The sequence below is a fragment of the Rathayibacter festucae DSM 15932 genome (assembly GCF_004011135.1).
GTDB classification, from domain to species: domain Bacteria; phylum Actinomycetota; class Actinomycetes; order Actinomycetales; family Microbacteriaceae; genus Rathayibacter; species Rathayibacter festucae.
On the sequence record NZ_CP028137.1, the window covers coordinates 2214708 to 2230416 of the forward strand.

Sequence of the window (15709 nt, forward strand, 5' to 3'; positions counted from 1 at the left end):
CGATCGAGTAGCCCGCGGAGCGGGCGTATCGAGATCCACCATCGTCACAAGACGAGTCTGCAGACCCGCCCTTCTGGTGACGGTCGGTCTCGATACGCCCCAGCGGGGCTACTCGACCAGCATGTCGCGGCGCAGCCGCGTCCTTTCCCTCACCACCGAGACGCGAAGCCGCTCCGCCGCTGCTCGACCACCAAGGACGCGCTCAGACCGCCGGCCAGCTCTCCGGGCCCTCGCTGCCGGCCGGGTACTCGTCGAGCGGCACGTCGTCTGCGCGCCAGGCGTCGATCGCGGGCTGGACGATGCGCCAGCACTCCTCGGCCGCGTCGCCGCGGACCGAGAGCGACGGGTCGTCGTCGAGGATCCCGGAGATGACCTCGCCGTAGGCCAGCAGCTCCCCCGCGCCGAAGGTGGCCTCGAGCGATGCGCGCTCGAGCGTGTACGGGTCGCCGGGGCCGTTGATGTTCAGCTCCAGCGCCATCTGGTCCGGCGCGAGGAACAGCCGCAGCACCGACGCCTCCGCCGTCCCGTGGAAGCCGGCCGGCAGGTGCGGCACCGGCTTGAAGCGGATGACGATCTCGCGCCGCCGCTCCCCCAGCGCCTTGCCCGAGCGCAACGTGAACGGCACGCCCGCCCAGCGCCAGGTGTCGATCTCGACGGTCAGCTCGGCCAGCGTCTCGGTCTTGCGCGACGGGTCGACGCCCTTCTCGTCCGTGTAGGCGGGGAGCTCGCGCCCGTCGACCGAGCCGGCGGTGTAGCGCGCCCGACGCGAGTTCGCACTCAGGTCCTCGCCGTGCAGCCGCGTCGCCCGCAGCACGATGCCCTTGGCGTCGCGCAGGTCCGCCGCGCCGAGGGTCGACGGCGGCTCCATCGCGACGACCGCCAGCACCTGCAGCAGGTGGCTCTGGATCATGTCGATCAGCGCGCCCGCGCCGTCGTAGTAGCCCGCGCGCCCCTCGAGGCCCAGCTGCTCGTCGTAGACGATCGCGACGCTCTCGATGTGCTCCGCGGACCACAGCGGCTCGAGGATGCGGTTCGCGAAGCGCAGCCCGAGCAGGTTCATGACGGTCGCACGGCCGAGGAAGTGGTCGACGCGGTGCACGCGGTCCTCGGGGACGAGCGCGGCGACGCGTGCGTTCAGGTCCCGGGCGCTCTTCTCGTCGGTGCCGAACGGCTTCTCGAGCGCGAGCACCGTCCCCTCCGGCAGCTCGTGCGCGGCGAGCGCGTCGCAGGCCTTCGCGGCGATCGCCGGCGGCAGGGCGAAGTAGATCGCGACGGGTCCCTCGCAGCTCGCGAGCAGCGCGGCGAGCGCCTCCGGATCCGTGACGTCCACCTGCTGGTAGCGCGTGCCCGAGACGAGGGCGTCGATGCCGGCGCCCGAGGCGGTCTCCGTGGCGAACGACGTGGACACCACCTCGTGCCAGTGCTCCTGCGTCCAGTCCTCCTGACCGGCGCCGACGAGGTGCAGGCGGCGATCGGGCTCGCGGGTCAGGAGCTGACCGACAGCGGGGAGGAGGAGGCGGGCGGACAGGTCGCCCGTCGCACCGAGGATGAGCAGCGTGTGGACCGACTGAGGCATGCGCCACACCCTACGGCGCCCCCGCCGACCGTTTCCCGGCCTTGACGGTGGTGCGCCACGGTCGGCCGGCCCCGCCCGCTCGCAGGAGCGCCCAGCGTTCTGCTGCCAGGATCAGCGCATGGTCTCCCCGATCGAGGACTACGCCGTCCTCTCCGACTGCCGCACCGCCGCTCTCGTCTCCCGTGACGGCGGCATCGACTGGCTCTGCCTCCCCCGCTTCGACTCCGCCTCGATCTTCGGCGCGCTCCTCGGCGGTGACGACCAGGGCCGCTGGTCGCTCCGGCCGGTGGACGCGGAGGCGACGGTCGAGCGGCACTACCTCGGCGACACCCTCGCCCTCGTCACCACCTGGACCACCGCGACCGGCGTCGTCGAGGTCACCGACGTGATGCCGCTGCGCGACGACCGCGCCGAGCTGGTCCGCCGCGTGAAGGGCGTCTTCGGCTCGGTGCGGATGCGCCAGGAGCTGCGGATCCGGTTCGACTACGCCCGCACGATGCCGTGGGTGCGCCAGGAGGGCACGGACGAGGATCCGCTGCTGGTCGCCGTCGCCGGCCCCGACGCGGTCGTCGTCCGCGGCGTGCGCCTCTCGGCGACCGACCACGTGCACTCCGCCGAGTTCGACGTCGCAGCCGGCGAGACGGTCGACCTCTCGATGGCCTGGTTCCCCTCGCACCAGCGCGCCCCGAAGGTGCTCGACGTCGACAAGGCGATCGAGCGCACGGTCCGCTGGTGGACGGACTGGGCCGGCGCGATCCGCTACGACGGCCCGCACCGCGACGCGGTGGTCCGCTCGCTGCTCACGCTGCGCGCGCTGACCGACGACCAGACCGGCGGCATCGTCGCCGCCGCGACCACCTCCCTCCCGGAGGAGTTCGGCGGCAGCCGCAACTGGGACTACCGCTACGTCTGGCTCCGCGACGCGTCCCTCACCCTCGAGGCCCTGCTCGCGCACGGCTTCGAGAAGGAGGCGCAGAAGTGGCGCGCCTGGCTGCTCCGGGCGGTCGCCGGCTCGCCGGAGGACGTGCAGATCATGTACGGCCTCGCCGGCGAGCGCGACCTGGCCGAGCGGGAGATGCCGAGCCTGCCCGGCTACGACGGCGCCTCCCCCGTCCGGATCGGCAACGCGGCCGTCGACCAGTACCAGGCCGACGTGATCGGCGAGGTGATGGTGGCGCTGCACGAGGCGCGCGTGGCCGGAGTGGACGAGACCGAGTTCTCCTGGCCGCTGCAGCGCGCGCTGCTCGGCTTCGTCGAGAGCAACTGGCAGCGGCCCGACAACGGCATCTGGGAGATCCGCGGCGAGCCGAGGCACTTCACCCACTCCCGGGTGATGGTCTGGGCGGCGCTGGACCGCGGCGTCCGCGCCGTCCGCGAGCACGGGCTCGACGGCCCGGTCGAGACCTGGGAGCGGCTGCGCGACACCGTCCGCGCCGAGATCGAGGAGCAGGGCTTCGACTCCGAGCGCGGCCACTACGTGCAGTCCTACGGCTCCACCGAGGTGGACGCCTCGCTGCTCGTGCTGCCGATGGTCGGCTTCGTGGCCGCCGACGACCCGCGGATGCTCGGCACGGTCGCCGAGCTCGAGCGGGCGCTGATGCACGACGGCCTGCTGCACCGCTACCGCACCGAGTCCTCGGTCGACGGCCTGGCCGGCGGGGAGCACCCGTTCCTCGCCTGCTCGTTCTGGCTGGTGCGGCAGTACGCCGACTCCGGCCGCCTCGACGACGCCCGCGCCCTGATGGACCGCCTCGTCGGGCTCTGCAACGACGTCGGCCTGCTCTCGGAGGAGTACGACGTCGAGAACCGGCGCCACGCGGGCAACACCCCGCAGGCGCTCTCGCACCTCGCGCTGGTCCAGGCCGCCGACGCGATCGCGCGGCACCGATGAGCGCCGGAGCCGCGCGCGCGACCTCCGCGCGGAGGCGCCGCCGCCCGCTGCGGATCGTCCTCGTGAGCCTCGGCGCCCTCGTGGCCGTCGCCGTCCTCGGCTTCCTGACCTGGTCCTCGATCGTGATGGGCCCCGATCCGGAGGCGCTCGCCCGCGTCGACGCGGACCCCGCGGTCGCCGTCGAGCGCACCGACACCGCGATCGTGCTCACCCCGAGGGACGACGCGGGCACCGACCTCGACGGAGTCGGCCTCGTCTTCGTCCCCGGCGCCAAGGTCGACGCGGCCTCCTACGAGGCGACCCTCGCGCCGCTCGTCGAGGAGGGTGCGAGCGTGGTGATCACCCGGCCGATCCTCAACCTGGCGTTCTTCGATCTGCGCTCGCTCGAGAGCTTCACGGCGCAGGCGGACGGCGTCGACGAGTGGCTGGTCGGCGGCCACTCCCTGGGCGGCGTGAAGGCCTGCCAGTGGGGCGAGGACCCCGAGGTAGCGGGCCTCGTGCTCCTCGGCAGCTACTGCGCGAACGACCTGTCCGCGTCGGGACTGCCGGTGCTGAGCGTGAGCGGCTCGGAGGACGGCCTGAGCACCCCGGAGAAGGTCTCCGCGGCGAGCGACCAGCTGCCCGCCGACGCGCGCTTCGTCGAGATCGACGGGACGAACCACGCCGACTTCGGCTGGTACGGCCCGCAGCCGGGCGACGGCACGGCCACGATCAGCCACGAGGAGGCCGACGCGCAGATCGCCGAGGCGCTGCTCGCCTTCGCGGGCGAGCGGGGCTAGGCCCGGTCCCGCCCGCCGTGGCGATCAGTCGTGCCGGCGGCCGTCGCGGTCGGGTGTCTCGCGGAGGTCGATCAGCCCGGTGAAGAGCGCGCCGCGCTCGTTGGACTGCGGGTCGCCCGAGAACAGGTTGTCCGGCGCCGACTTCGTGCGGCTGCGCGGTGCGGGGGCGGTGCCCGCCTCCTCGTGCTGCATCTCCACGCGCTGGCGCGGCAGGGCGATCGGGTCGCTCTCGTGCAGCCAGCTCACCAGCCCCTCGCGGACGTAGCAGCGCAGATCGAAGAGCGTCGGAGCGTCCTTCGCGGTGACGAGCACGCGGATGCGGACGTAGCCGCCGACCGCGTCGGTGACCTGCAGGACGCTGACCCGCTGGTCCCAGAGGTCGGTCTCCTCGAGGATCCGGTGCAGCTCGGCGCGCATCTCGTCGGGGCGCACGCGCCAGTCCAGATCGAGCTCGACGGCGCCGAGCAGCTCGGAGCCGGTGCGGGTCCAGTTCTGGAACGGCTGGGTGGTGAAGTAGTTGGTCGGCAGCACCAGGCGGCGGTCGTCCCAGAGGTGCACGACCACGTAGGTCAGGGTGATCTCCTCGATCCGGCCCCACTCGTTCTCGACGATGACCACGTCGTCCAGGCGGATCGCGTCGCTGAAGGCGAGCTGCATCCCCGCGAAGATGTTGGTCAGGCTCGACTGCGCGGCGAGACCGGCGACGATCGAGAGCACACCGGCCGAGGCCAGCAGGGAGGCTCCGGCGGTCCGCGCCTCGGGGAAGGTCAGCAGCGAGGCGCCGATCGCGATCACGACGACGGCCGCAACGGCCACCCGCCGGATGATCGTCATCTGCGTGCGCAGGCGTCGGGCGCGCCGGTTGTCGGCGGTGTCGGTGCGGTAGCGCTCGGCGCCGAGGTCCTCGAGGAAGACGAAGGTCGCGCCGACCAGCCAGGCGGCGGCGCCGATCGTGGCGATCTGGAAGATCCGGTCGACGAGCCCCGGCCAGGTGTCACCGGAGACGGTGGCGGCGAGCGCGGCCCAGACGGCGATCGTGAGCAGCAGCACGCGGAACGGGATGCGCACCCGGCGGATCAGCAGCCGGGCCCACGTCTTGCGCTTGCCGATCGAGCGGATGATCAGCGCCACGACCGCGGTCACGACGACGGCGATCACGACGGCGATCAGCACGGCGAGGGCGATGGAGCCGACTTCTTGCAGGGCGTCTTCTGGCACGGCGGTCCTTTCGGGTGGGGGAAGGGGCGCGCACCATCGAGCGGATCGGACGAAGAGGGCAGCCTCCCATGGACACGGCGGGGAGCGCACGGGGCGACGCCGCACGTTGCGGGGATGCCCAGGCGGAGCGCGACGACGTCGGACGCTCCGGAAACGACGAAACGCCCGCCGGAGTGGCGGGCGTCTCGATGTGGTGCACCCCCTCGGACTTGAACCGAGAACCCACTGATTAAGAGTCAGTTGCTCTGCCGATTGAGCTAGAGGTGCGTGGCGACCGGCGAATCGTGCGTGCCGAACCGAGGGATCACATTACCAGCGCCCACCCCCGTTTCGTCAAATCGACACTCGCGCCATGCTGATCGAGTAGCCCGCGCAGCGGGCGTATCGAGATCCTCCTTCTGCACACGCGTGTCTTGATACGCGCTGCGCGCCGCTCGACCGGCGGGGAGACCCGCGCGCAGCGGGGGCGCTCAGTATCGTGGACGCGTGACCCTCGACGACGACCTCCGCCTCGCCCTCCGCCTCGCCGACGCCGCCGACGCGATCTCGCGCGAGCGCTTCCTCGCCCTCGACCTCGTCGTGGACACCAAGCCCGACAGCACGCCCGTCTCGGACGCGGACCGCGCCGTCGAGGAGGCGATCCGCGCGCTCCTCGCCGCCGAGCGCCCCGACGACGCGATCCTCGGCGAGGAGTTCGGCACCTCCGGCGAGGCCTCTCGCCAGTGGATCCTCGACCCGATCGACGGCACGGCGCACTTCGTCCGCGGCGTCCCGATCTGGGCGACCCTGATCGCGCTGGCGATCGACGGCGTCCCGGTGGTCGGCGTCGTCTCCGCCCCCGCCCTCGGCAAGCGCTGGTGGGCCTCCAAGGGTGCCGGCGCCTGGGTGGACGAGAGCCGCGCTCCCCTGGGCAGCCTCGACCTGCCGGACGGCCTGCGCGGCGTCCTGGTCGCCCCCGCCGCCGAGGAGCCGCGCCGCCTCCAGGTCTCCGGAGTCGCGTCCCTCGCCGATGCCACCTTCAGCTACAACAGCATCCAGCAGTGGGACGGCGCCGGCCGGCTCGAGCAGCTGCTGGAGCTCGCCCGCACCGTCTGGCGCGACCGGGCCTACGGCGACGCCTGGCCCTACATGCTGGTCGCCGAGGGCCTCATCGACGGCGCGGGCGAGTTCGACGTGAAGCCCTACGACCTCGCCGCCCTGGTCCCGATCGTCCAGGAGGCGGGCGGCCGCTTCACCTCCGCCGACGGCGAGGACGGCCCCTGGCACGGCAGCGCCGTCGCGACCAACGGCCTCCTGCACGACGAGGTCCTCGCGATCGCCGCCCGCCGATGAGCCGGCGCTCGGCGCTCCTCGCGGCGGCACTCCTCACCGCCGTGCTCCCGCTCGCGGCGTGCTCGTCCGTCGTGGGCTCCGACGATCCGGCAGCGCTCCGCGACGAGGGCGGCACGGTCACCACCGCGGGCGTCGTCGACGCCTTCTCGGTGGCGAAGGGCGACTGCCTCCGGGAGCCGGATGACGACCGCGTCGCCGACTTCGTGGCCGTCCCCTGCGCGGACAGCCACGACCTCGAGGTCTTCCACGTCTTCGCGCAGCCCGGCGACGACTACACCAGCCGCAACACCCTGCTGGCCCAGGCGGACGCCGGCTGCGAGCCCGAGTTCGGTGCGGTGATGGGCATCGCCTACGGCGACTCCGCCCTCGAGTACCGCAGCTTCGTCCCGTCCGAGGTCAGCTGGCGCCACGGCGACCGCGCCGTGCTCTGCGCCGTCTTCGACCCGGCGACCGGCGAGACCGCGGGCAGCCTCTTCGGCGCCGCGCGCTGACGACCAGCCCGGACGCCCGGCGTCGGGGTCAATCCCCTCCGCACCTCGATTGACAGGTTCGCGGCGCACGCGCACTGTGGGAGGACGATCACACACGATCGGCGAACGGCTCGGGGGTGCCGCGAAGCGCTGCAGGAGTCGAAGATGCACGAGCACGCAGGAGACGTTCCGGAGAGCGCGGAGCCGGAGCGCTCGGCGACGGCGGAGCACGAGTTCCGGCCGGCGGACAGCCTCTTCACCCGGCTGCAGCGGCAGTGCGCGCTGCTCTCGGCGGCGGAGGCGCTGGCCGACTCGACCGAGGACTCCGTCCGGCGCTGGTCCCGGCTCATCCATGACTACGCGCTGACCTCGGACCGGGTCGTGTCGGTGCACGGCGGCGCCGAGGAGGCCGTGCTGGGCTGGCTGAAACCCCGCGGCGTCGTCGCCCTCCTGGTCACGGAGGAGTGCGCGGACGACCATGCCGTCGAGCACCTGGCTGCCGCTCTCGCGGCGATGAACGCGGTGACGCTGACCGTCGACGACGAGCGCGCCGAGCGCCTCGCACCGCTCACGCAGGCACTCGCGCGGATGCTCCCGAGCGGATTCGCCGAGCTGCCCCTCGATGCCCACCCGAACTACCCGGAGGGGGCGATGGCGACGGTCGTCACGCCCGAGAACCTCTACCGCGCGTGGACGCCTCCCGAGACGCTCCAGGGTCCGGAGAACGGCGCGGAGCGCGACGACGACGAGCGCCTCGCGCTGCTGACCCTCTACGGCCGCGTCCGCCAGCTCGACGTGCGTCCGGAGTGACGGCGCGGAGCATCAGCGGCTCAGGGCAGCGGCGGCTCGGAGCGGCAGCGGCTCGGAGCGGCAGCTCCTGTGTGCGACGACGACCGGTGGTGGAGATGGGGGGAATCGAACCCCCGTCCATCGCTGTGATTCTGCGCCTTCTACGGGTGTAGCCAGTGAGAGCGTTCTACTCGGCCCCGACCGTTACCACTGGCGCATCGGTCGACGGGCCCAGCCCGAGTTCAAGTCCCGCGTCGCCCTCAGGCGTAACGACGCAGCAAGTCCTCTAGATGACGCCAGGATCCGGGGCGAGGACGCACCCACGGGCTGACGGACTATCTACTCTGGCTTAGGCAGCGAGAGCGAAGTCGGTGCGCTTCTGTTCGGCACCTGTGTTTTTCAGAGATCGTTAACGAGATAACCCTGAATCCTCGACCCGCTTCTCGCAGTTTCGCAGGCAATGTCGAAACCGATCATCCCCGCGAGCACTCACCGGCACTGAGCCTTGGCCGACACTGGGCCGGGTGGAGTGGGTCGTCGTCGCACACTGTGGAGTTACGAGAGAAGAGTCTACCTCGTCGCGCGGGCGGTGACCCGTCGACGGCGCAGATCGAGCAGTCCGAGCACGAGGGCGAGTGCGATCAGCCCGAGGGTGACGAAGTAGCCGTTGCGGAAGGCGTCGTGGTACCGGTCGAGCCCCTCCGCCATCCCCGCCTCGCTGGCGAGGGTGGCGAAGAAGATCGCCGAGGCGCAGGCCGTGCCGACCGCGGTGCCGACGCGCTGACCGAGCTGGCCGACCGAGCCCGCCACGCCGCCCTGCTCGGGCGAGATCTCGGCGAGCGTCAGCGTCTGGTTCGGCGAGACGACGAAGCCGCCGCCCGCGCCGGCGACGAGCATCGCCGCGCCCATCCCGTAGGCGGCCGTCTCGGCCGGCAGCAGCTCGGCCGCCAGCAGCACCAGCGTGAAGCCGATGACGACGAGCACGATGCCCAGCACGACGAGCGCGCGCCCGTAGCGCTGGACGAGCTTGCCGCCGTACCAGGCGGTCACCGCCGAGGTCAGCGCGAACGGGATGCTGACCATTCCCGCGAACACCGGCGCGAGGCCGAGGCCCTGCTGGAGGAAGAGCGTCGTCAGCAGGAAGGTCGCCGGGATGGCCGCGAAGTAGGAGGTCGCGACCAGGATCCCGTTGCGGTACGAGCTGGTGCGGAAGATCCGGAAGTCGATGACCGGGGTGCGGTCCTTCGCGGCGTAGTGCGCCTCCCACTTCACGAAGGCGTACGCGGCGACGACCGCCAGCAGCAGCCAGAACCAGCGGAACGGCGAGTCCGTCGAGGCACCGGTGGTCAGCAGGAACGGCAGCATGAAGGCGAAGATCGTCACGCCCAGCAGCAGCAGGCCGACCGGGTCGAGCGAGGTGTCGCCCTGCGGTGTCCGCTGGACCTTCGGCAGCAGCTTCCAGGCGAAGACGAGCGCGGCGATGCCGAGCGGGATGTTCATCCAGAACAGCAGCCGCCAGCCGTCCTGCTCGCCGCCGATCGCGATCAGCAGTCCGCCCAGGGTCGGCCCGAACGCCGTGGAGAGGCCGATCACGGCGCCGAAGACGCCGAAGGCGCGGGCCCGTGCGGCCCCGGTGAACAGCTGCTGCACCAGGCCGAGCACCTGCGGCATCTGGATGCCCGCGGCGATGCCCTGGATGAAGCGGGCGACGACGAGCAGCTCGATCGTCGGCGCGACGGCGCAGAGCAGGCTCGCGAGCGTGAACGCGGTGAGACCGACGAGGAACAGCAGGCGCCGCGACTTGATGTCGCCGAGCCTGCCGGACGGGACGAGCGAGAGGCCGAACGCGAGCGCGTAGCCGGCGACGATCAGCTGCAGCTGGCTCGGATCGGCCGAGAGCGACTTCTCGATCGAGGGCAGCCCGACGTTGACCTTCGACAGGTCGAGGATCGTGAAGGCGGCGACCGACACCGCGACCGCGAACGCCCGCCAGCGCGTCCGCTCCTCTGCGGCAGTGGGCGGCGCGTCGGGAGCGTTGTCGGGAGAGGTCACGTCCTCCAGTCTCTCAGGACCGGAGCGCGCGCCTCCCCCGCTTGCGGGACATCGGCGCGGACGGCCTACTCGCCCATGCGGCGGCGGGTGGACATGGCGCGGTCGGCCTCGCGGCGGTCTTGGCGCTCGCGGAGCACCTGGCGCTTGTCGTAGTCCTTCTTGCCCTTCGCGACCGCGAGCTCGACCTTGGCCTTGCCGTCGCTGAAGTAGAGCGAGAGCGGGATCAGCGTGTACCCGCCCTCCTTCACCTTGTTGTGGATCTTGAGGATCTGCGCCTTGTGCAGCAGCAGCTTGCGCTTGCGGCGCGGCGGGTGGTTGGTCCAGGTGCCCTGGGCCCACTCGTTGATGTGCACGGCGTCGAGCCACGCCTCACCGCCGTCGACGAAGGCGTAGCCGTCGACCAGTGACGCGCGGCCGTTGCGGAGCGACTTGACCTCGGTGCCCGAGAGCACGAGTCCCGCCTCGTAGGTGTCCTCGATGAGGTAGTCGTGGCGCGCCTTGCGATTGGTCGCGACGACCTTCTGTCCCTGTTCCCTGGGCACGGCTGCTCCTTCGGTCCGAGAGCGATGGTGGGCCGCCCCGATCGGGGCAGCCCACCAGTATACGGCCGCACGCGGCCGAGAGCGCCGGGCGGTCTAGACCCGCAGGTACCGCGCGATCGCGACGTTGGCGGAGATCGCCGCCAGGACTATGCCCACCACGATCAGGATCGGCACCACGATCAGCGCGTCGTCGACGCCCACGAACGACGTCAGCGGGATCCGGTACGCGAGGAACCCCTGCACGAAGAAGACCACGATCGCCACGACCGCGACCCCCGCGAGGATCGAGCCGAGCAGCGCCGCGAACACGCCCTCGAGGATGAAGGGGGTCTGGATGAACCGGTTCGAGGCGCCCACGAGCCGCATGATGCCCAGCTCCCGTCTCCTCGAGAACGCCGACAATCGGATCGTCGTCGCGATCAGCAGCACCGCCGCCACGAGCATCAGCACGGCGATGCCGATGGCCGTGTAGCTGGCCGCGTTGAGGATCGAGAAGATCTGGTCGAGGTACTGCTTCTGATCCGTGACGCTCTCGACCCCCGAGACGCTGGACAGGCTCTCCACGAGCACGTCCGACTGCGTCGGGTCCTTCAGGTTGATCCAGAAGGTCTGGTTGAGCAGGTCGGGCGTGACGTACTCGGCGACCGGGTTCCCGGCGAACTGCTCCTGGAAGTTCGCGTAGGCCTGGTCGTGGTCCTCGAAGTAGGAGCGGTCGATGTACGGGGCGAGCGTCGCGCCCGCGAGCTGCGACTCGACGGTGTCGATCTGCTCCTGCGTCGCGTCGGAGCCGCTGCAGTTCGCGCCGCCGGAGGTGGCGGTGCACATGTACACCGCGACCTGGGCCTTGTCGTACCAGAAGTTCTTCATCTGGCCGATCTGCATCTGCAGCAGGATCGCGGTGCCGACGAAGGTGAGCGAGATGAAGGTCACCAGGATCACCGAGACGACCATGGAGACGTTGCGCCGGAGGCCGCTGGAGACCTCCGACCAGATCAGTGCGTATCTCACTTGACGGGTCCTACATCCTGCTGGTCGTCCCCGGACTCGTCGCCCTCGCCCGCGTGGGCGCGCAGGCCCAGGCGGGCCGCGAGGGACTCCTCGGGGAGGGCCCCGGTGTCGGCGGGGAGGTAGATCGGGCCGGTCTGGCTCTGCAGCTCGACCACGCGCGGCGAGACGGGCGCCTCGGTCGGGGCGGGCGGCGGCGGCGGGACGACCGGGTTCGACTGGGTGGTGGGGCGCGCCGGAGCGACGTGGGTCTCGGGTGCGGCGGCCGAGCGGCGGCCCTCCGGGACGCGGGGCTGCGGCGCGGTCTGCTGCAGGCGCGGGCGCGCGAACGCGGCGCCGTGCTCGGGGAGCTCCGGCGCGGCGGCGGCGGGCGCCGGCGCGTGGCGCAGGTCGACCTCCGGGACCTCGGCGGGCGCGAGGGCGCTCTCGGTGATCACGGGGACGGCGATCGAGGACGTGGTGGTCGGGTGGTCGTCGGCCGCGACGACCACGACGCCGTCGTGCACGACGGTGATGCTCTCGGTCTGGCCGTAGCCGCCCCGGCTCTCGTCGCGGACGATGCTGCCCGCCGAGAGCTCGATGACGCGGCGCTTCATCTGGTCGACGATGCCGGCCTCGTGGGTGGCCATGATCACGGTCGTGCCGCCGGCGTTGATCCGCTCGAGCAGCGCCATGATGCCGGCGCTGGTCGTCGGGTCGAGGTTTCCGGTCGGCTCGTCGGCGAGGAGGACCGCGGGCTTGTTGACGACAGCGCGGGCGATGGCCACGCGCTGCTGCTCGCCGCCGGAGAGCTCGTGCGGCAGGCGCGCGGCCTTGCCGGCGAGGCCCACCATCTTGAGCGTGTCGGGGACCGCCTCCTGGATGTAGCCCTTCGACTTGCCGATCACCTGGAGGCTGAAGGCGACGTTGTCGAAGACCGACTTGTTCGGGAGGAGCCGGAAGTCCTGGAACACCACGCCCATGTTGCGGCGGAAGTAGGGGACCTTGCGGCTCGAGATCTTGCCCAGGTTCTGCCCGAGCACGTGGATCGAGCCGGAGGAGGGCCGCTCCTCCTTGAGGATCAGGCGGAGGCAGCTGGACTTGCCGGACCCGGAGGCGCCCACGAGGAAGACGAACTCGCCCCGGAGGATCTCGAGATCGATGGCGTTGAGGGCGGGTCTCGTGCCACCCCGATACTGCTTGGAGACGTTGTCGAAGCGAATCATGTCGGTACGAGGGTAAGCGACGATCCCGGAGAGTGACCCGTCCGGCCGCCCGGCGCGTCGAGCCGAGCGCGCTCCGGCGGTGATGACCCGGGAGTCAGGCGCCCCGCGACTCCCCCGGCCGCCGCACCAGGGCGACGACGAAGGAGCAGGCGGAGACGGCCGCGCAGGCGAGGAGAGCGATCGCGAGAGCCGAGGACGCCCTCTGCGACTCAGGAGCCGGCATCGACGTCGCCGCCTCCGTCCCGACGCTCACGAGCGACAGCCCGACGAGGAGGCAGACCGCCGCCGCGGCCGCCGTCGTCGCGATCACGGGGGCAGTGCTCCCCCCTCGCTCGGCACCCCACGCACGCCCGAGGAGAGCGGCGGCTCCGAGCAGCAGCAGACCGGCGAGCGCCGACGCCACCGCGAAGCCGGCCCGCCACCCCTCGTCCGGCACGGCGTCGAATGCACCGGTCCGGTTGCCGATGACGGACGCGACGACGAACGCGGCCGCCGCCGCCGCGAACACCGCAAGCCCGAGCACAGCTGGGCGGACCGGACGTACGATCGGAGAGCTCATGGGAGATTCCCTACCAGTTGCAGTGCTTGTCGATGACGCCGCCCCAGGCCTCGGGGACGCTGATCTCTCGTCGCCAGCTCTCCAGATCCCAGGTCGGACGCTGGTCGATGCCGAGCCATCCGCTCAGCCCGATCGCGGCCTTCCCCAGGGAATGGCATTGCCATTGCAGCTGATAAGAGCGGTTCGGGAAGTTGGTTCCGGCAGGATTGTCGGCACTGATCCGAGAGACGAGCTCGTCCCACCCTGCCGTTGATGCAACGAGCTCGTTGACCAAAGCCATCATCGGCGTGACAGCGACAGAGATCGTCCAGCCCCGACCGTGATTGGTCGGGTGGTCAGGCTTGGACCAGGCGAACCTGTCGATCAGATTGACGCCGAACCACGGGTCAGCGACGACCGGATATGCGGTATCAGCGGCGGAGTGCTCGACGACCTGACGAAGGATGCCGCTGCCGATCTCGTAGTGCGTCGGAACGCTCGCCCCTGACGCATCCGTGGCCCAGGCAGGAGCGACGATGCCGACGAAGTCGCCGGTCTCAGCGGCAAGCAGCACTGCGCCGTTGTCCTGGAGGGATGCTGATCCTCCAGGGGGGAGGACGAGACCGTAGTCGTAAGTGGTGGGCGACGACGCGTCCTCGATGAGGGTCGTGATCTGCACGGAGCCGTCCTCTTTGAGGATCGGAACGGTGGTCGACTGGTTGCCGTTGTCGTACGAGACGACCCCATCGGTCTCGACGTTTGCGTCGGCTGCCGACTCCGAGAACGGCAGGAGGACTTCGATGGTTCCATCGCCAGTCGTCGTCAGCTCTATCGGCGTCTCAGGATCCCTAGGGAGCGAAAGCTCGACGCCGTCGACTGTCGCCTCCATGATCGCCGCTCCGCCCTCTCGGGCGGAGACGTCGGCGACCCGAGCAAGGACGTCTGTCGCGACGCTATCGGAGAACGATGACACTGACGCTAGATCGCTGAGGACGCCTTGCTCGTCAGCTTGGGCTGGTGGAACGAGACCAAACACGAGCGCCAGCCCGGCGCCACCTGCCCCGATCTTCATCATTTTGTTGAACATGACTCACTCCCTCGTGAACGATCCTCACTATGAGGACTCCTCGAAGATAGGGCGGTGAGCCTGAATTGTCCGCCCCTGATTCGACCAGGAGCACCCTGATCCGCCGCACCGCAACGATCGGCTCGACGTATCGGCGCGAGCCGTCCGTAGCTTTGCGTCGAGCGTCGCTACTGCGGGTCAGGCGGACTTGCGCCAGCGGATGCCCGCGGCGATGAAGCCGTCGAGGTCGCCGTCGAAGACGTGCGAGGGGTTGCCGACCTCGTGGTCGGCCGAGGTCCTTGACCATCTGGTACGGCGCGAGGACGTACCCCCCTCGCTCGGCACCCCAGGCCCGTCCGAGCAGCGCGGCGGCTCCGAGCAGCAGCAGACCGGCGAGCGCCGACGCCACCGCGAAGCCGACCCGCCACCCCTCGTCCGGCACGGCGTCGAACGCACCGGTCCGGTTGCCGATAACGGACGCGACGACGAACGCGGCCGCCGCCGCACCGAGCGCAGCGAGCCCGAGGAGCGCGAGCCCCACCGGGCGCTCGGCCGGAGTGCTCCCGGGGGTCTCCCCGCCGGTCCGCTGGGCGGCGGGCCGGCGGGGAGACGTGCTCAGCGGCGGTCGGCGGAGGGGGCGTCGCCCGCATCGCCGTCGACCGCCCCGGTCGGGACGACGCGAGCGGCGCTGTCGAGGACGGCGGCGGCGTCCGCGACGGCACCGCCGGCGACGACGGAGCCCGTGGGCTCGGAGGGCAGCGCGAGGTCGCCCTCCACGGGGAGGGACGCCCACTCGTCCTCGAGGACCAGTGTGCTCAGCTCGACGCCGTCGAGCAGCGCGGCTCCGTCGACTCGGAGCCCGGCGCCGGCGACCGCTCCCGCGGAGGCACCCCCGACGGCGTCCGCTGCTCGGGCGGGAGCGAGCGGGTTCGCGGGGGTCTCTCCGAGTCGCAGCGCGATGTCCTCCCCGAGGGCGTCGGAGAGCGACGTCTCGGAGGACAGCGGGAGGCCGGCGATCGGCTCGTCCGCCTGTGCCGGAGCGGCTGCCGCGAGGGCGAGCACGGCGCCGGCCCCGGCAGCGATCAGGAGAGGAGTCTTCGACATGGTTCCACCTTTCTTGAGAGAGTCTCGGATCGAGACGTTCTCAGGGTAGAACCGGTCGACGCTCAGGCCCTTCCGGGTTCGCGGAACGTCGGCTCCGCCTCGCGCCCGTGCTCGAGTGGGGCTCCCGGGCGGAGGGGGCCGG

14 protein-coding genes, 1 tRNA gene, 1 other RNA gene and 1 pseudogene are annotated in these 15709 nt (G+C 71.3%); 5 read left to right on the top strand and 12 right to left on the bottom strand.

Annotation, left to right across the window (positions count from 1 at the left end; translation table 11 throughout):
- Positions 1 to 202: 202 nt before the first annotated feature.
- On the bottom strand, positions 203 to 1576 hold the full coding sequence (locus C1I64_RS10375; protein ID WP_164874507.1) for a glucose-6-phosphate dehydrogenase: 1374 nt from the start codon (positions 1574 to 1576) through the stop codon (positions 203 to 205).
- A gap of 118 nt (positions 1577 to 1694) precedes the next feature.
- Between C1I64_RS10375 and C1I64_RS10380 the strand changes: the two genes are divergently transcribed.
- Together C1I64_RS10380 and C1I64_RS10385 are read left to right on the top strand one after the other, a co-directional pair.
- Positions 1695 to 3467 (top strand): glycoside hydrolase family 15 protein, encoded by a 1773-nt coding sequence (locus C1I64_RS10380; RefSeq protein WP_127887146.1) that lies wholly within the window; start codon positions 1695 to 1697, stop codon positions 3465 to 3467.
- Positions 3464 to 4246 carry an alpha/beta hydrolase gene (locus tag C1I64_RS10385; protein ID WP_127887147.1) on the top strand — a complete coding sequence of 261 codons (783 nt, stop codon included), beginning with the start codon at positions 3464 to 3466 and terminating at the stop codon, positions 4244 to 4246. The genes C1I64_RS10380 and C1I64_RS10385 overlap by 4 nt, the downstream gene beginning before the upstream one ends.
- A gap of 24 nt (positions 4247 to 4270) precedes the next feature.
- Here the strand turns inward: C1I64_RS10385 and C1I64_RS10390 are convergent, their stop codons facing one another.
- Together C1I64_RS10390 and C1I64_RS10395 are read right to left on the bottom strand one after the other, a co-directional pair.
- Complete coding sequence (locus tag C1I64_RS10390; protein WP_127887148.1) at positions 4271 to 5464, bottom strand: mechanosensitive ion channel family protein; 1194 nt, start codon at positions 5462 to 5464, stop codon at positions 4271 to 4273.
- Positions 5465 to 5655: 191 nt separating this feature from the next.
- Positions 5656 to 5731 (bottom strand) — tRNA-Lys (locus C1I64_RS10395).
- A gap of 219 nt (positions 5732 to 5950) precedes the next feature.
- Between C1I64_RS10395 and C1I64_RS10400 the strand changes: the two genes are divergently transcribed.
- The 3 genes from C1I64_RS10400 to C1I64_RS10410 all read left to right on the top strand — a co-directional run bounded on the left by C1I64_RS10400 (position 5951) and on the right by C1I64_RS10410 (position 8076).
- The gene (locus tag C1I64_RS10400) at positions 5951 to 6796 is read left to right on the top strand and encodes an inositol monophosphatase family protein (protein WP_127887149.1); all 846 of its coding nucleotides are present in this window, start codon (positions 5951 to 5953) and stop codon (positions 6794 to 6796) included.
- Positions 6793 to 7287, top strand: coding sequence for a septum formation family protein (locus C1I64_RS10405; RefSeq protein WP_127887150.1), 495 nt, complete (start codon positions 6793 to 6795; stop codon positions 7285 to 7287). The genes C1I64_RS10400 and C1I64_RS10405 overlap by 4 nt, the downstream gene beginning before the upstream one ends.
- 144 nt (positions 7288 to 7431) lie before the next feature.
- A complete protein-coding gene (locus C1I64_RS10410) occupies positions 7432 to 8076 on the top strand; it encodes a hypothetical protein (RefSeq protein ID WP_127887151.1) in 645 nt (214 codons plus the stop codon).
- Positions 8077 to 8163: 87 nt separating this feature from the next.
- Here C1I64_RS10410 and ssrA read toward each other — a convergent pair.
- The 9 genes and pseudogenes from ssrA to C1I64_RS10455 form a co-directional block, all read right to left on the bottom strand.
- Positions 8164 to 8536: a transfer-messenger RNA gene (gene ssrA, locus C1I64_RS10415) on the bottom strand.
- Positions 8537 to 8625: 89 nt separating this feature from the next.
- Positions 8626 to 10107 (bottom strand): MFS transporter, encoded by a 1482-nt coding sequence (locus C1I64_RS10420; RefSeq protein WP_243587418.1) that lies wholly within the window; start codon positions 10105 to 10107, stop codon positions 8626 to 8628.
- Between the two features lie 65 nt (positions 10108 to 10172).
- Positions 10173 to 10649 carry an SsrA-binding protein SmpB gene (gene smpB / locus C1I64_RS10425; RefSeq protein ID WP_123447996.1) on the bottom strand — a complete coding sequence of 159 codons (477 nt, stop codon included), beginning with the start codon at positions 10647 to 10649 and terminating at the stop codon, positions 10173 to 10175.
- A 93-nt stretch (positions 10650 to 10742) separates the two neighbouring features.
- Positions 10743 to 11657, bottom strand: a complete 915-nt coding sequence (gene ftsX, locus C1I64_RS10430) for a permease-like cell division protein FtsX (protein ID WP_123447997.1) — start codon at positions 11655 to 11657, stop codon at positions 10743 to 10745.
- Complete coding sequence (gene ftsE, locus C1I64_RS10435; RefSeq protein WP_127887152.1) at positions 11654 to 12859, bottom strand: cell division ATP-binding protein FtsE; 1206 nt, start codon at positions 12857 to 12859, stop codon at positions 11654 to 11656. Before ftsE ends, ftsX begins: the two co-directional genes overlap by 4 nt.
- Positions 12860 to 12953: 94 nt before the next feature.
- Positions 12954 to 13418: a hypothetical protein gene (locus C1I64_RS10440; RefSeq protein ID WP_127887153.1), complete on the bottom strand. Its 465-nt coding sequence runs from the start codon at positions 13416 to 13418 to the stop codon at positions 12954 to 12956.
- A 10-nt stretch (positions 13419 to 13428) separates the two neighbouring features.
- On the bottom strand, positions 13429 to 14484 hold the full coding sequence (locus C1I64_RS10445; RefSeq protein ID WP_127887154.1) for a hypothetical protein: 1056 nt from the start codon (positions 14482 to 14484) through the stop codon (positions 13429 to 13431).
- 177 nt (positions 14485 to 14661) lie between these two features.
- Positions 14662 to 14794, bottom strand: a pseudogene (gene prfB, locus C1I64_RS10450) (peptide chain release factor 2); the annotation flags it as partial.
- Positions 14795 to 15078: 284 nt separating this feature from the next.
- Positions 15079 to 15567 carry a hypothetical protein gene (locus C1I64_RS10455; RefSeq protein ID WP_127887155.1) on the bottom strand — a complete coding sequence of 163 codons (489 nt, stop codon included), beginning with the start codon at positions 15565 to 15567 and terminating at the stop codon, positions 15079 to 15081.
- Between the last annotated feature and the right edge of the window lie 142 nt (positions 15568 to 15709).

What these genes read in the sequence shown, in the direction of transcription:
- C1I64_RS10440 (WP_127887153.1), bottom strand. Translation starts at nt 13,418, where the DNA reads ATGAGCTCTCCGATCGTACGTCCGGTCCGCCCAGCTGTGCTCGGGCTT.
- ftsE (WP_127887152.1), bottom strand. Translation starts at nt 12,859, where the DNA reads ATGATTCGCTTCGACAACGTCTCCAAGCAGTATCGGGGTGGCACGAGA.
- C1I64_RS10455 (WP_127887155.1), bottom strand. Translation starts at nt 15,567, where the DNA reads ATGTCGAAGACTCCTCTCCTGATCGCTGCCGGGGCCGGCGCCGTGCTC.
- C1I64_RS10385 (WP_127887147.1), top strand. Translation starts at nt 3,464, where the DNA reads ATGAGCGCCGGAGCCGCGCGCGCGACCTCCGCGCGGAGGCGCCGCCGC.
- C1I64_RS10405 (WP_127887150.1), top strand. Translation starts at nt 6,793, where the DNA reads ATGAGCCGGCGCTCGGCGCTCCTCGCGGCGGCACTCCTCACCGCCGTG.
- C1I64_RS10410 (WP_127887151.1), top strand. Translation starts at nt 7,432, where the DNA reads ATGCACGAGCACGCAGGAGACGTTCCGGAGAGCGCGGAGCCGGAGCGC.
- C1I64_RS10445 (WP_127887154.1), bottom strand. Translation starts at nt 14,484, where the DNA reads ATGTTCAACAAAATGATGAAGATCGGGGCAGGTGGCGCCGGGCTGGCG.
- C1I64_RS10380 (WP_127887146.1), top strand. Translation starts at nt 1,695, where the DNA reads ATGGTCTCCCCGATCGAGGACTACGCCGTCCTCTCCGACTGCCGCACC.
- C1I64_RS10375 (WP_164874507.1), bottom strand. Translation starts at nt 1,576, where the DNA reads ATGCCTCAGTCGGTCCACACGCTGCTCATCCTCGGTGCGACGGGCGAC.